We start from the raw sequence: 14,860 nt of genomic DNA on the forward strand, positions 1-14,860 counted from the left end.
CCTGCCCTAAAACGGTCATTCGAACGCGCCTTGCCAGTCGTAGAGAGCTGCGGTCGTGGCATATTCCCGTAGATACGAGAGCTTGCCGTCGTACAGCTTCGCGATGGTCGCGCCGTTAAAGCTCTTTTCCTCACTGCGCCACGAGTAATGGAAGGTCCATTCCGCAGTCTCACCCTCGGGCGAAGATCGTAGATCGTGGACTGTCCAATCGATGACCCGACCGTCCTCGGCCAGCCACCTCGAGACCCACCGTTCAACCCAGTAGTGCCCGCGGTAGATCGGTCCGAAACTTTCGATGACGACGCAATCCTGGGTGAGCGTTCCGAGGATCGCGGACAAGTCGTGTGCTCGCCAGCCGGCGATATATTGCTCCAATGGCGTCATCGGTTTGCTGCCTTTCCGTGGATCCACCTCGATACGGCATGCCAACGCTTCGTGCACGAGGCCAGGTTGTCAGCGAGCGGCACGCGCCTGCCTCACCCCGAGCTACGAGGATCGCGGGCGTGGCGTATCACTGGAGCCGGCGCATGCCCACGGCGAGGCCAACTACCGCGCAAACCCTCAAGGTATCAGCACGCGGCGCCGGAAAAGATTTCCGATCCGGGTGGAAAGGCGACAGTCAGCTTCTGGACGCCACAAGCGGGAAGCAGACCATAACCGAGCGTGACGAGCCAACCGATGGGCGGCCGACAATGTGTGGTTTTTCTTACCCACGATAGCGCAGGGCCTCGACGATGACGTTGAAGGCCGGCGAGGACTGCCGGCGGCTCGGGTAGTAGAGGTGGTAGCCTTGAAATGGGGGGCACCACTTGCTCAGCACTTGAACCAGTTGGCCCTCGCGGATGCAGGAACGTGCCTGCTCCTCGGGAAGGTACGCAACGCCAAGGCCTGCCAAAGCGGCGTCCATGATCGGCCCGGAGCTGTTGAAGACGAGCTGCCCGTCGACCCGCACCTTCAGTTCACGCCCGTCGTTTTCGAACTCCCAGGCGTACAAGCCGCCGTAGGTCGGCAGGCGCAGGTTGATGCAGTTGTGACTGAGGAGGTGCTGCGGCTTCGTCGGCTTTGGGCACCGGGCGAAGTAGGACGGCGCGCCCACCACCACCATGCGCATCTCGGGCCCGACCGGCACTGCGATCATGTCCTTCGCCACCTGCTCCCCGAGACGAATGCCCGCGTCGAAGCGGTCCGCGACGATGTCCGTCAAGCCGTAGTCAACGGTGACCTCGACCTTGATGTCTGGGTACTCCGGCAGGATCCGGCCAAGGGCGGGCGAGATGATGGCGTCCACGGCGTGCTCGTCGGCGTTGATGCGGATCGTGCCCGCCGGCTTGTCACGATACTCGCTTAGGGCATTCATCCCTGCGACGATGCCTTCGAACAAGGGGCCCACGGTCCGGAGCAGACGCTCGCCCGCTTCGGTCGGCGAGACGCTGCGGGTGGTGCGGGCAAGGAGGCGAACGCCGAGCCGTGTCTCGAGCTGGCGGACTGTGTAGCTGAGCGTCGGCTGCGAGACGCCGAGCTTAGCCGCCGCGCGCGTGAAGCTGCGCTCCTCCGCCACTGCGAAGAAGGCCTTCAGGTCACTCAGGTCGTCGCGGCCATTCATAGATAACATCTATAGCCTCGTGCGGATTGGGCTGTCTAATCCTGAGCCCCTTCCTGACTTATGTTTTGACCGAGACGCGGCGGCAACCTCTGAAGCCATGCCTCGTGATCGCCCGCGAACCATCGTCCATTCACGACAGAAGGGGACCGAACTGATGAAGCTGCTGTCCGCGTTGTTATTTGCCCTCACGATAGGAACTTCAGCAATGGCCCAGGAAACCGCCACCCCCGCTAGCCCCCTTAGAGAACCCTCGGCCCTTTCCTCTGCCGACATTCAGGCGGTCGCTCCGGCTCTGGCCCGCTATGGACAGCAGGACATCGCCGCCAGTCTCTGGGAGCGCCCGCAGCTATCTCCCCGTGACAGAAGCCTCGTTACCGTCACCATCCTGATCGCGCGTAACCAGACAGTGGACCTTGCCCACTACATGGACGTTGCCCTCGACAGCGGCGTGACACCTCGCGAACTGTCCGAGGCGATCACCCATCTTGCCTTCTACTCGGGCTGGTCGAGCGCCATGTCCGCAGTATCCGTCGCCAAGGACGTCTTCGCCGCCCGCGGCATTGGAGGCGATCAGTTGCCGCCCGCCTCGCCGGAGCTTTGCCCCATCGACATGCAGGCGGAGGCAAAACGCGTGACCAGCGTCGAAGGTCTTGTAGGGACCGCGTCCCCGGGCCTTGCCCAGTACACCACTGACCCGCTCTTCCGAGACGTTTGGCTGCGCCCCGATCTCTCCCCGCGTGACCGCAGCCTCGTCACCATCACGTCGCTGATGGCCAATGGTCAGGTCGCACAGCTCCCGGGCCACTTGAACCGCGCCTTGGACAATGGCCTGACGAAGGACCAGGCGGGCGAGGTCGTTACCCAAGTCGCCTTCTACGCGGGCTGGCCAAACGCCTTCTCCGCCGGCCCCGTCGTCAAGGACGTGCTCGAAAGCCGACCTGACTGAGCGCAGCCTGCAATCAGCCACGGCCCAGGGCCGTTTTGTCCCTTAACTTTTGAAGGTACCACCATGAAAAACACGCTCATCGCCGCCACGTTTGCCGTCGCAGGCGCCACCTCCGCCTCCGCTCAGGAGATTCGGGTTTTCCCGAGTGGCTCTGCCCCGTCGATGATGGCCGATCCCAAGAACTTCTCCGGCCAAGTGGTCGTCGACCTGCTCGTGGCGTCGGGCGTCGAGACGCCCGCGTCGTCCGGGCTGGTGAACTTCGCTCCCGGCGCCCGCACGGCGTGGCATAGCCATCCAGTTGGGCAGATGCTGATCGTCACCTCGGGCAAGGGATGGGTCCAGCGGGATGGTCAGCCGCGCCAGGACATCAAGCCCGGCGACGTCGTGTGGATCCCGGCGGGGATCAAGCACTGGCATGGCGGAACCGACACGAACGCCATGAGCCACGTCGCCGTCACGTACATCCAAGACGGCAAGAACGCCGACTGGATGGAGCTTGTGACCGACGAAGAATACGCCGCCCGCTGACGCACCATGCGCGGAGCCGGCCAGCCCGATCCGGCTCCTCGCCGCAGCGTAGTTCTTCTCGTCTTTCTCGGCCATCGGCCCGGGCCCATGCTGCCGTCCCCCTTCGATCGGGGACGGCAGCATGGGGCTCAGCGGCTCAGGAAAATCCCATGAGAAATGATTTCCGCCTGCGCGACGCGCTGACATCCATTGCGGTCGCCGCCCTTATGGCGGTGTCCTCGCCCGTCCAGGCTCAAGCACCCCTTGAGGTGACCACTGCGGGTGGACCTGTCATCGGCACGGCAACCGACGGCATCGAATCCTGGCTTGGCATTCCCTACGCCGCGCCACCTGTCGGACCGCACCGCTGGCGCCCGCCCGAGCCCGCCGCGGGATGGACGGTGCCATTGAAGGCCAACGCACCGTCCAGCGCATGCGCCCAGAACGCCGATCTCGGCATATTCGCGCGCGCCGGCGGCAGCGAGGACTGCCTCTACCTCAACGTTTACCGGAGCGCGCAGGCCGCGGCGTCGGGTCAAGACCTTCCGGTGTTCGTGTGGATCCATGGTGGCGCCTTGCAGGTGGGCGACGGCGGCCACTACGACACGACAAAGCTGACCACCGAGGGCAAGGCGGTCGTCGTCACGCTCAATTATCGGCTTGGCACCTTCGGCTTCCTGTCGCACCCCGATCTCGACGGCGAAGGACACGACTTCGCCAACTACGGCCTGATGGACCAGCAGGCCGCGCTTCGGTGGGTGCAGCAGAACATCGCCCGGTTCGGTGGCGACCCTGCGAATGTGACGATCTCGGGTGAATCCTCGGGCGGCAACAGCGTTATGGCGCACATCGCGTCGCCATCGTCGGCGGGCCTTTTCCAGCACGTCGTCGCCATGAGCGGCGCCGGCATCATGACCCGCCATCCCGCGTTCGGTGCGCCGCGGCCGCTCGACGTGGCGCGAGACGTCGGCACCGCCTTTGCCGAGGCCACCGGGTGCGCCTCCGGAGGGGCCGACTGCCTGCGCGGCCTGTCCACCAAGCGGGTCCTCGACGCCCAGACGCCTTTCCTGCTCAACGAGTTCATCATCGATGGCAAGGTGCTTCCGATCCATCCCGCCGACGCCTACCGTTCCGGCGAGATCAACCGCGTGACCCTCGTGCACGGGTCGACGCGGGACGAGGGGCGCTTCTTCGTCGCCCTTCCCGAGCTCGCGACCGGGAAAGCACTGACGGACGAAGACTACCCTGTCTGGATCGGGCGCCAGTACGCCGCCCTCGCGCCAAGGGTACTCGAGGAGTATCCCCTCCACGACTACGACAGTCCGAGCGAGGCGTTCGCCGCGGCGAGCACGGACAGCATGTTCGCGTGTACCGGATTGGCGATGAGCCGGGCGTTGGCCGACAAGATCCCGGTCTATGCCTACGAGTTCGGCGACCGCACCGCACCGTCCTATGTAGGGCCGACGACGTTCCCGCTCCTTGCAGCGCATACCTACGAGCTGCCCTACGTCTTCACGGGCTTTCGCGGCGGCGGATATGCCCAGGTCAAGTTGAACCCGTTGCAGGAGAAGCTATCCGACAAGATGGTCGGCTATTTCGCGAACGTCGCTAAACTGCCGTCGCAGGGGACGGAGTGGCCTAAGTTTGATCCTGCTCGCGAGAACGTCATGACCTTCGCGCTCCCGGCTTCGAGGCTGGTATTGGGACGCTTCGCCAACGCACATCACTGCGAATTCTGGGACCGGACGGGCACTTATTGATGTCCGCCTCGGGATGCGACACAGAGGTGCAGGCAGTCCACTATCCGACCGCGCAACCGGAGTGCCGTCGCACGCTCCGATTCGACCAGTACTCCGCTCAAACTCTATGCCGGAGCGCTTCGAGAACGAGCGAAAACGCGGCCGACGGTTGGCGACGGCTGGGATAGTAGAGGAAATACCCAGGGAACGGATCGCACCAATCCTGAAGGACACTGACCAGTGAGCCGGAGCTCACGTAAGGCTCGACGTACTCCTCGGGAAGATAGGCCAGGCCCATTCCGTCCAACGCTCCCAAGCGAGCCAGGGTGTTGGAGTTGACCAGAAGCTGGCCCTCCACGCGCACGTTCACGGCACGTCCCAACTTCTCGAACTCCCAGACCGCCCATCCGCTGTTTGCCGTGTAACGTAGGTTGATGCAGTTGTGCTCAGCCAGATCGTGAGGGGTGACGGGCGGCTTGCGGGACCTGAAGTATCCGGGCGACCCGACGATCGCCATCCGTGTGTCAGGGCCGATTCGGGCAGCCACCATGTCCTGCGCGACCGTCTCACCGAGGCGAACGCCGGCGTCGAAGCGCTCAGCTACGATGTCGACGAAGCCGGCGTTGACGCTGATCTCCACGCGTAGGTCCGGATAGTCCGGGAGGAGCTTGGCGATCGCCGGAAGAATGATCCCTTCGGCGGGCGTATCGCCCACGGTAATGCGCACCGTACCCGCGGGCTTGTCTCGGACGTCCGTCAGGGCGGAAAGACCTGCTTCGATCCCGTCGAAGTGGGGCGAGATGGTCTTGAGGAGGCGTTCTCCCGCCTCGGTCGTCGAAACGCTGCGCGTTGTCCTGTTCAACAGTCGCACGCCGAGCCTGGCTTCGAGTTCCCGCATCGTATGGCTGAGGGCCGGCTGCGAGACGCCCAGTTCCTTGGCGGCCCGGGTGAAGCTGCCGGCCCTGGCTACAGCCAGGAAGGCGACGAGATCGCCGACGTTCTCCCGCACGACTGATAACCCCTGTTTATAGCTCCATGCGAGATCTACCGTCTAATAGGGACCGCGTACAGGCACTAGTTCTTGATCGAACGCCGGCCCGCAGGTTGGCCAACAACATCGCCAACCCCGTCAGGAAGCCCCATGCACGCCACGATCCTCTCGCTCTCCATGCTCCTCGCCTCGGCATCCATCGTGATGCTGCCCGATCGCCACGCCTTCGCCCAGGACATGTCCAACGGCGCGAATAACTTCTACAAGAGCGACACCGTCGACGTGCAGAAGGTCTCCTTCCGCAACAAGATCGGCATGAACGTCGTCGGCAACCTCTTCGTGCCAAAGGCCCTCGACCGCAGCACCCAGGCATCGGCGATCGTCGTGGGCCATCCGATGGGCGCCGTGAAGGAGCAGAGCTCCAACCTCTATGCTCAGAAGCTCGCCGAGCAGGGCTTCGTCACCCTGTCCTTCGACCTGCCGTTCTGGGGAGAAAGCGATGGCATGCCCCGCAACACCGTGGCTCCGGAGCTCTACGCCGACAGCTTCAGCGCGGCCGTGGACTTCCTGTCGACGCAGGCTTTCGTGAACGCCGAGAACATCGGCGTCCTCGGCATCTGCGGCAGCGGCAGCTTCGCCCTCAGCGCCGCTCAGATCGATCCGCGCATGAAGGCGATCGCGACGGTCAGCATGTACGACATGGGCGCCGCCAACCGCGATGGCCTGCGCAACGGGGTGACGCTGGAGCAGCGCAAGGCAGGTATCGCGGCTGCGGCGGAGCAGCGGATGGCCGAGTTCACGGGGGTGCCCGTCGCCTACACGGGCGGGACGGTCACCGAACTGACAGCGGACGCCCATCCCATCCAGCGTGAGTTCTATGACTTCTACCGCACCTCGCGTGGCGAGTTCACGCCGCCCGGCCAGCCAAGCGTGCCGACCACCCAGCCCACCCTTTCGAGCAACGCGGCCTTCATGAACTTTTATCCCTTCGCGGCGATCGAGACGATCTCGCCACGCCCGGTCTTGTTCATCGCCGGGAGCGAGGCGCACTCGATCGAGTTCAGCGAGGACGCCTACCAGCTCGCAGCCGAACCGAAGGAACTGGTCATCATCCCGGGGGCCGGCCACGTCGACCTCTACGACCGCACGGGGCTCATCCCCTTCGACAAGCTGACCGAGTTCTTCCGCGGCAACCTTAGCTGACCTCCGAACAGGGACGGGTCTCGTATCCGTCTGCCAGTGACTCGCCGACACACAATGGCGCGTCACGCCAACCCACGATCCCACAGGAAACACCATGTCCAATCCCAGCCGTTTCGTCGGCAAGGTCGCCTTGGTCACGGGGGCGGCCAATGGCATCGGTCGCGCCACTGCTCTCGCCTTCGCCGTAGAGGGGGCAAAGGTTGCCATCCTCGATCGCAGCGAGGCGTCCCTCCGCGGCACCGCCGACGCCATCGCGAGCGCTGGCGGCGAAGTCCTCGTCCTTGCCTGCGACGTCTCCCGGCCAGAGGAGGTCGAGGCCGCGGTCGCACGCGTCGTCGAACGGTTCGGGCGGCTCGACTGCGCCTTCAACAATGCCGGCGTCGAGAACGAGGCTGCCCCGCTCCACGAGATTGACCTGGAGGAATGGGACCGGGTCCTCGGCATCAACCTGCGCGGTACCTTCGTGTGCATGAAACACGAGATCGCTCAGATGCTGCGCCAAGGCGGCGGCGTGGTGGTGAACACTTCGTCGGGCGCCGGGGTGCGCGGCGTCGCGGGAGGCGCCTCCTACTCGGCGTCCAAGCACGCGATGATCGGGATGACCAAGTCCGCCGCGCTCGACTACGCCAAACTCAACATCCGGGTTAACAGCGTCTTGCCCGGCAACATCGACACGGAGATGATGGACCGCTTTACCGACGGCGACATCCAGAAGGCCATAGACCTCGAGCCCGTCGGCCGGCTGGGCAAGCCTGAAGAGATCGCGGAGGCCGTCCTCTGGATGTCCTCGGACCTCGGCGCCTTCGTGACCGGGGCGTCGATCGCCGTCGACGGTGGTTGGTCGCTCTGACCGTTCGCGGCCCGAAGGCCACAGAGGATATCGGAAAGGAACCCTATAATGCGCAGACGTTACGCCGCCGCCCTCCTCGCCCTATTCATCACGGAACCCGCCATGGCCCAGCAACCCATCCAGATCACCTCGCAATGGGGGAACGTGACGGCTGAACTCGCCGACAACGAGGCCGCTCGCTCGCTGGCGGGAATGCTGCCGCTCACGATCCAGATGGGCGATCATCTCCGTCAGGAGAAGACGGGCGACCTGCCGTTACCGCTTCCGGAAGGCGCGCGCCAGCGCGACTTCTCTTCGGGAACGCTCGGGCTCTGGGGATCGAGCGACTTCGTGATCTACTACCGGGACGGCCGCGTTCCCCTGCCGGGCATCGTGATCCTCGGCAAGGTCACCGGAGACGTCTCGATCTTCGATCGACCGGGCGAGATCACTGTCAAACTAACGCGCTGACACCGTAACTGGCGTTTAGCCATTGGAGACGGTCGTCAGAACATGATGTAGCCTCTGGCCGCTGAGCGTCGACTTGACGGATACCAGCTCCGCCAAGTCGAAGTCGTTCACCTGATCGCGGCATTGCGGCGGGGATTAGGTCTCGTCTGCGAGCAGACCGAAGCGAAACGACGAGGATGCCGCATTGGCCAATGTCTCCAGGCACGATCGTCAGATCAATACGGTTTCGGTCGCCCTAATCAAGGCTGAGCGCAACGGCTTCAGGATTGCCGTCATCGGCCGGACGATCGCCATAATGGCGATCGCTCTGGCCTCGCTGTTCGCGTTCTACTTTCCGATCAACGTCGCCGTGGCATTTTCCACGACGATGATCGCGGTCGGCGGGCTCGCCTCGCTCCTGGCAGTCGGCACACGCTTTGAAATGGCGACGAGGTTTGCGCTCTTCGCGTTCGATGCAAGCGCGGTGACCTGTCTCCTGGCGTTTGTTCCGCTGAGCAGCGGCGACGACATTCCCCAGAACCTCGTGTTCCTGACCAGTTCCACCCAGCACTATTATCTGGTCGTCGCCGCATCCGCCCTGACGCTGTCACCGACCCTTGTCCTCTGGACGGGAGCCTGGGCCGTCTGCGGCCTCCTCTTCGCGACCGGATGGATCGTGCATGGGATGGAGCAGGTTCTGACCTACAGCGACCTGCCGATCGCACCGACGCGCGACGTCTACTTCCAGATCGTGCTTAGCCCAAACTTCATCGGCCTTGCATCGAGGATGCAGGAGGCCCTCATCATCGCCTTGATGACCGCCACGGCTGCTCTAGCCGTCCATCGCGCCAGGGGGGTCGTGAAGGATCATGCGAACGCCGATGCCAGCCATCGCCATGTCCGCAATCTCTTCCAACGCTACGTTCCCGCGCCCGTGCTGCGGGAACTGCTCGACGAAGGCCATCTCGTTCCGCAGACAAGGGAAACGACCCTGCTGTTCGCGGACATAGAGGGCTTCACGCGACTGTCGGAGACAATGCCTCCCGTGCAGATCGTCTCTCTCCTGAACGAGCTGTTCACCGCGGTCACGGGCATCGTCGACCGATACGACGGTGTCGTCATCAACTATGTGGGCGACGCCGTCATCGCGTCCTTCAACGCCCCGCTTCCAACCGAGAACCACGCGGACAAGGCGATCGACGCGTCGCGGGAGATACTGGCGATGGTGGAGGAGCGTCGGTTCGACGGCGTCGCGATCCGCCTCCGGATCGGCATCGCCACAGGCAGCGTGGCGGCCGGGACGGTCGGCGCAGATGAACGGCAGGTCTACACACTCTACGGAGATGCGGTGAACCTGTCCCAGAGGCTGCAAGAGCTGAACAAGCTGAAAGGTACGAGATGCCTCATAGCGGGAGGTACCGTCAGCAGGGCTGTCAAAGACCACCGCTTGCAAAGTCTGGGAGAGGTCGAGATCCGCAATCTGTCCGCTGCAACTGAGATATTCAGTTTCCAATAACTGCCGCAGAAGCTAGCGGACACGTTCACCTCGCTGATCGGCTGTGGCGGAGACTGTATCGGTTGCCCTCGAGGACGTGCCGATGGCTGGTTGGAACGACGCGGTTTGCTTACCTGAAAGCGAGACACGGCTCGACCATCTTCACACCAGGCTGGCCATGCGTGACCTGATCAGCATTCGGCGTAAAGGCGCACGCGGTCACTCCCGCGTGTCTCCCATCCTCAGGCCACGTCTGGGAGGCTCCCGATCAGCTTGTCCAGGGTGATCGGGTAGGACCGAACACGGATGCCCGTAGCGTTGTAGATCGCGTTGGCGATCGCTGGCGCGACGCCGGTCAGGCCCAGTTCGCCGACGCCCTTGGCCTTGAGCGGCGATATCGTCGGATCGACCTCCTCTACGAAGAAGGCATCAAGATGCGGGATGTCGGCATGGACCGGGACCTCGTAGCCGGCGAGGTCGTGGTTCACGAAGAAGCCGATCCGCTTGTCGACCGCCATCTCTTCCATCAGAGCGGCGCCGACGCCCATCACCATGCCGCCGATCACTTGGCTGCGCGCCGTCTTGGGATTGAGGATCCGGCCCGCGGCGCAGACCGCGAGCATGCGGCGGACGCGGATCTCGCCTGTGTGGGCGTCGACCCCGACCTCGGCGAAATGGGCGCCGAAGGTCTGCTGCGCGTACTCCTTGGAAGGTTGCCGAACTCCATCGTACCCTCGACAACGATTTCGCCGGCCTCGGCGGCCTGTCCAAGCGGCACCGCGCGGTTGCCCGAGCTGACGTTGCGGTCGGCAAACGCCGCATCGGCCGAGTTGAAGCCGAGCCGCTGCGCCACGGCTTCCCGCAGCCTCACGCAGGCGGCGTAGACGCCTGCCGTGACTGAAGCTGCTCCCTGCTGTCCGCCGGACCCGGCGTTTCGGGAAAGCTGGAATCGCCGAGCCTGACAGCCACCATCGATAGCGGCACACCCATCATCTCAGCAGCCGTCTGCGCGACGATCGTGTAGGATCCAGTCCCGATGTCGGTCATGTCGGTCTCGACCGTCACCAAGCCATCCCCATCATGCCGAACCCTGGCTCCGGCCTTGCTGATCGGGCCGCCGCGGATTGCCCCCGCCACGCCCATCCCGACAAGCCATTGCCCGTCGCGGACGCTGGCAGGCATCGGCTTGCGACTGTCCCAGTCGAAGCGTACAGCGCCCGTTCGCAGGCATTCGACGAAGTTGCGGACGGAGAAGGGTCGCTTGGGGTTTTCGGGATCGGCCTGCGTGTCGTTGAGTATGCGAAACTGGACAGGGTCCATTCCAAGCTTCTCGGCCATCTCGTCCATGGCGATCTCCAGCGCCATCAGGCCGGGCGCCTCGCCGGGCGCCCGCATGGCGTTGCCTTCGGCAAGGTCGAGCACGGCGAGGCGGTTTCGCGTCATCCGGTTCGCGCCGGCATAGATCGAACGTGTCGAGAGGGTCGAGGGCTCGGTCCGGCCACCCGGCTGGTTGCCGCTCCAGTTCTCATGTCCGATGGCCGTAATGGTGCCGTCGCGTTCCGCGCCGATCCGGATGCGCTGGATCGTCGCCGGGCGGTTTGGTGTTGTTGAACATCAAGGGGCGCTGAAGCGTGACCTTGACTGGACGCCGCGCCGCCCTGGCCGCCAACGCCGCCAGAACGAGATCGGACTGAACGGTGCCCTTTCCGCCAAAACCGCCGCCGATGAACGGCGATTGCAGATGGATGTTCTCCTTCGGGATGCCGAGCGTCTTGGCGAGATCACGCAGCCCCCAGTTCATCTGCTGGATGGAAGTGCGGCAGGTCAGCCGGTCGCCGTCCCACCACGCGATCGTCGCGTGGGGCTCCATCATGGCGTGGGCTTGGTCGGGCGTCTCATAGGTTTCGTCCACCTTGACGGGCGCGGCGGCGAAGGCTTCGTCAAAATCGCCGACCGAGGTCTCAGGCGGTCCGCCGAACTGCGCCTTCGCCGCGACCGGCGCGGTCTCCACCTGCGCGGCGAGGTCGAACGAACCCTGCTCCCTCGTGTACTTAACGCGAACGAGCTGGGCGGCGGCGCGAGCCTCTTCGAACGTCCGGGCGACCACCACGGCAACGGCCTGGTGGTAGTTATCGATCTCGGGAGCGGCGAGGAACCGCTGGACATAGAACTCGCCCTTTCCCAATGGGCCGGCGTTCTCATGCGTCACGACCGCGAGCACGCCGGGCGACGCCATGGCCGCAGTGGTGTCGATTGAGGCGATGCTGCCCTTGGCGATGGCCGAACCAAGGATAAAGCCGTAGGCGGCATCCTGGGGCAGGTCCTTCCATTCGTAGGCGTAGGTCGCGGTCCCCGTGGTCTTCAATCGACCTTCGATGCGGTCGACGGGCTGACCAACCACCTTCATCTGGTCGATTGGGTTCGTTTCCGCGGGTGTGTCGAACTTCATGGGATCGATTCCTAGCCTGTCCCGCCACCACGCCGAGCATTTGCTCGACCAGCGGAGTCTTGAACGCGTTGTTGCCGTTCGCTTGTCATGGGCAAGCAGTCGCTTTTCGACGACGTTTGCCGCCACCTGTCATCAAGATGACCGATATTGATGGGACTCGACGGGTAGCACCTCGAGAAGATGCGGCAGCCAGTAGCCCGCAAAACGACGCAGGCCTCACTATGGACGATAGGCGGCGGCGTGGAGGCGGTGTGGATCGTCCTCGAGGACGTGCCGATGGCTGACTGGACCGATGCGGTCCACATTGCTGAGATCGAGCAACAGCTCGACCAACTTTGCGTCAGGCCCGACTACGGAGGGCCCGACCAACTCTTGGCGTCACGGCGCGCTAGGAAGGTCCCGCGCGCGCCGGTCATTCCTCAGGCTACGTCCGGGAGGTCTTCGATCAGCTTGTCCAGCGTGATCGGGTAGGATCGGACACGGATGCCCGTGGCGTTATAGACCGCGTTGGCGACCGCCGCGCCGACGCCGCAGAGGCCGAGTTCACCGATGCCCTTTGCCTTCATCGGCGAGGATCGCGGATCGGTCTCGTCGAGGAAGATCACCTCCTGGTGCGGGATGTCCGCGTGGACAGGAACCTCGTAACCCGCGAGGTCGTGGTTGACGAAGAAGCCATGCCGCTTGTCTAAGGCGAGCTCTTCCATCAGCGCGCCACCGACGCCCATGGTCATGGCGCCGATCACCTGGCTGCGGGCCGTCATCGGGTTGAGGATGCGGCCGGCCGCGCAGACGGACAGCATCCGGCGCACGCGCACCTCCGCCGTCGACACGTCGACTCCCACTTCCACGAAATGGGCGCCGAACGTCGATTGCTGCTCGGCGTCGGTGAAGGCGGTATCCCATTCCATCGTGTCTTCCGCGACCAGCTCGCCATCGGCCGCCGCATCCGTCAGGCTGACCGAACGATTGCCGGACCGCACTTCGCCGTCCGCGAAGACCAGATCGTCCGCCGAGTTGAAGCCGAGTTTGGCGGCGATTGCTTCCCGCAGCTTGACGCAAGCGGCGTAGACGCCCGCCGTGGACGAGTTGGCGCCGAACTGGCCCCCGGACCCCGCCGATACGGGAAAGCTGGAGTCGCCTAGATTAACCGCGACGCGGGAAAGAGGCAGCCCCATCATCTCGGCCGCCGTCTGCGCGATGATCGTGTAGGAGCCTGTACCGATGTCGGTCATGTCCGTCTCGACGGTGACGATACCGTCCTGCCCCAGGCGAACCCGAGCACCGGAAGGCAGCGTCATGTTGTTGCGGAAGGCCGCAGCGACGCCGACGCCGACCATCCACTGCCCGTCGCGGACCTGGCCCGGCTGGGGATTGCGGGCGTTCCAGCCGAAGCGCTCGGCACCCTGACGCAGGCACTGCACGAGTTGGCGCTCCGAGAAGGGCCGCTCCGGCTTCATTGGATCTACCTGCGTGTCGTTGAGGGCCCGGAACTCGACCGGATCTATCCCGAGCTTCTCGGCCATCTCGTCCATGGCGATCTCGAGCGCCATGAGGCCGGGCGCTTCCCCGGGGGCGCGCATGGCGTTGGCTTCAGGAAGGTCCATCTTGGCAAGTCGGTTGGATGCCAGACGATGGGCGCCGGCGTAGAGCAGCTTGGTCTGCGCCACGGCGTCCTCGGGATCGCCGCCGGTCAGGTTGCCGGACGCGCTCTCATGGCCGATCGCGAGGATGCGGCCGTCCTCGCCGGCGCCGATCCGGATGCGCTGGATGGTGGCGGAACGGTGCGTCGTGTTGTTGGGGATCATGGGACGCGTCAGCGCCACCTTCACCGGGCGCTTGGCCGCCTTGGCGCCAAGTGCTGCCAGTACCGCGTCCGTGCGCAGGAAGAGCTTGCCGCCGAAACCGCCGCCGATGAAGGGCGAGATCAAACGAACCTTTTCCTTCGGCATGTTCAGCGTCGTGGCGAGATCCGTCACGCTCCAGTCGATCATCTGGTTCGACGTCCAGACGGTCAGCTCGTCGCCGTCCCATCGCGCGATGGAGGCATGGGGCTCCATCGCCGAATGGCTTTGGCCCGGCGTCGTGTACTCTTCGTCGAGCTTGACCTGCGCATCGGCAAAGGCCTTGTCGAAGTCGCCGAGGCGGTCCTCTCCCGGAGTCGCGCTGCCCTCGCTACCGCTGCGCACGACAAGCGAAGCGTCCTTGGCCGATCCCTCGAGATCGAACTGCCCATCCTCGCCGATGTAGTCGACCCCCACCAAGGCTGCTGCCGCCCTAGCCTCCTCAAAGGTCCGCGCGACGACGAGTGCGATAGCCTGGTGGTAGTGCTGGATCTCTGGGCCACCCAGAAGCTTGGCAACGTTGAACTTGCCCTTGCCGAGCGGCCCGGCGCTCTCGGCCGTGACGATGGCGAGAACGCCGGGTGCGCGCCGTGCATCTTCAAGCTGCATGGCGGAAACCCGGCCCTTGGCGATCGCGCTCCCCACCACATAGCCGTAGGCGGTATCAGGACCGACATCATGGCGCTCGTAGGCATACGGCGCGGTGCCCGTCACCTTGTGGCGACCGTCGATGCGCTCGTGCGGCTGGCCGACGACCTTCAACTGGTCGATTGGATTGGTGCCGGCGGTTTTGTTGAACTTCATGAG

At 64.5% G+C, this 14,860-nt stretch carries 11 protein-coding genes and 1 pseudogene; 7 read left to right on the forward strand and 5 right to left on the reverse strand.

Annotated elements, in window-relative coordinates; genetic code table 11:
- Positions 1–15: 15 nt before the first annotated feature.
- Together ACZL02_RS21130 and ACZL02_RS21135 are read right to left on the reverse strand one after the other, a co-directional pair.
- Positions 16–384, reverse strand: a complete 369-nt coding sequence (locus ACZL02_RS21130) for a nuclear transport factor 2 family protein (RefSeq protein ID WP_472939472.1) — start codon at positions 382–384, stop codon at positions 16–18.
- Between the two features lie 322 nt (positions 385–706).
- Entirely contained in the window at positions 707–1,603 is an 897-nt protein-coding gene (locus tag ACZL02_RS21135) for a LysR family transcriptional regulator (protein ID WP_472939473.1), read from the reverse strand.
- Positions 1,604–1,754: 151 nt separating this feature from the next.
- On the opposite strand from ACZL02_RS21135, the gene ACZL02_RS21140 reads away from it, so the two are divergent.
- From ACZL02_RS21140 to ACZL02_RS21150, 3 genes are all read left to right on the forward strand, one after another.
- Entirely contained in the window at positions 1,755–2,549 is a 795-nt protein-coding gene (locus tag ACZL02_RS21140) for a carboxymuconolactone decarboxylase family protein (protein WP_472939620.1), read from the forward strand.
- 63 nt (positions 2,550–2,612) lie between these two features.
- Complete coding sequence (locus ACZL02_RS21145) at positions 2,613–3,077, forward strand: (R)-mandelonitrile lyase (RefSeq protein ID WP_472939474.1); 465 nt, start codon at positions 2,613–2,615, stop codon at positions 3,075–3,077.
- Positions 3,078–3,226: 149 nt separating this feature from the next.
- Positions 3,227–4,816 carry a carboxylesterase/lipase family protein gene (locus ACZL02_RS21150; RefSeq protein WP_472939475.1) on the forward strand — a complete coding sequence of 530 codons (1,590 nt, stop codon included), beginning with the start codon at positions 3,227–3,229 and terminating at the stop codon, positions 4,814–4,816.
- 97 nt (positions 4,817–4,913) lie between these two features.
- Here the strand turns inward: ACZL02_RS21150 and ACZL02_RS21155 are convergent, their stop codons facing one another.
- A complete protein-coding gene (locus ACZL02_RS21155; protein WP_472939476.1) occupies positions 4,914–5,804 on the reverse strand; it encodes a LysR family transcriptional regulator in 891 nt (296 codons plus the stop codon).
- Between the two features lie 132 nt (positions 5,805–5,936).
- Between ACZL02_RS21155 and ACZL02_RS21160 the strand changes: the two genes are divergently transcribed.
- From ACZL02_RS21160 to ACZL02_RS21175, 4 genes are all read left to right on the forward strand, one after another.
- Positions 5,937–6,989 (forward strand): alpha/beta hydrolase, encoded by a 1,053-nt coding sequence (locus ACZL02_RS21160; RefSeq protein WP_472939477.1) that lies wholly within the window; start codon positions 5,937–5,939, stop codon positions 6,987–6,989.
- Between the two features lie 94 nt (positions 6,990–7,083).
- Complete coding sequence (locus ACZL02_RS21165) at positions 7,084–7,839, forward strand: glucose 1-dehydrogenase (RefSeq protein ID WP_472939478.1); 756 nt, start codon at positions 7,084–7,086, stop codon at positions 7,837–7,839.
- A 48-nt stretch (positions 7,840–7,887) separates the two neighbouring features.
- Positions 7,888–8,289 carry a cyclophilin-like fold protein gene (locus tag ACZL02_RS21170; protein ID WP_472939479.1) on the forward strand — a complete coding sequence of 134 codons (402 nt, stop codon included), beginning with the start codon at positions 7,888–7,890 and terminating at the stop codon, positions 8,287–8,289.
- A 184-nt stretch (positions 8,290–8,473) separates the two neighbouring features.
- Positions 8,474–9,784 carry an adenylate/guanylate cyclase domain-containing protein gene (locus ACZL02_RS21175; RefSeq protein WP_472939480.1) on the forward strand — a complete coding sequence of 437 codons (1,311 nt, stop codon included), beginning with the start codon at positions 8,474–8,476 and terminating at the stop codon, positions 9,782–9,784.
- Positions 9,785–10,005: 221 nt separating this feature from the next.
- Here the strand turns inward: ACZL02_RS21175 and paoC (ACZL02_RS21180) are convergent.
- Positions 10,006–12,212 (reverse strand): annotated as a pseudogene (paoC, locus tag ACZL02_RS21180) (aldehyde oxidoreductase molybdenum-binding subunit PaoC).
- Between the two features lie 419 nt (positions 12,213–12,631).
- Complete coding sequence (gene paoC / locus ACZL02_RS21185) at positions 12,632–14,857, reverse strand: aldehyde oxidoreductase molybdenum-binding subunit PaoC (protein WP_472939481.1); 2,226 nt, start codon at positions 14,855–14,857, stop codon at positions 12,632–12,634.
- Positions 14,858–14,860 lie beyond the last annotated feature (3 nt).

The sequence above is a fragment of the Mesocryomonas fontinalis genome (assembly GCF_055730125.2).

Excerpts from the sequence above, each read along its gene's own strand:
- ACZL02_RS21130 (WP_472939472.1), bottom strand. The coding sequence starts at position 384 with ATGACGCCATTGGAGCAATATATCGCCGGCTGGCGAGCACACGACTTG.
- ACZL02_RS21135 (WP_472939473.1), bottom strand. The coding sequence starts at position 1,603 with ATGAATGGCCGCGACGACCTGAGTGACCTGAAGGCCTTCTTCGCAGTG.
- ACZL02_RS21145 (WP_472939474.1), top strand. The coding sequence starts at position 2,613 with ATGAAAAACACGCTCATCGCCGCCACGTTTGCCGTCGCAGGCGCCACC.
- ACZL02_RS21150 (WP_472939475.1), top strand. The coding sequence starts at position 3,227 with ATGAGAAATGATTTCCGCCTGCGCGACGCGCTGACATCCATTGCGGTC.
- ACZL02_RS21160 (WP_472939477.1), top strand. The coding sequence starts at position 5,937 with ATGCACGCCACGATCCTCTCGCTCTCCATGCTCCTCGCCTCGGCATCC.
- ACZL02_RS21165 (WP_472939478.1), top strand. The coding sequence starts at position 7,084 with ATGTCCAATCCCAGCCGTTTCGTCGGCAAGGTCGCCTTGGTCACGGGG.
- ACZL02_RS21170 (WP_472939479.1), top strand. The coding sequence starts at position 7,888 with ATGCGCAGACGTTACGCCGCCGCCCTCCTCGCCCTATTCATCACGGAA.
- paoC (WP_472939481.1), bottom strand. The coding sequence starts at position 14,857 with ATGAAGTTCAACAAAACCGCCGGCACCAATCCAATCGACCAGTTGAAG.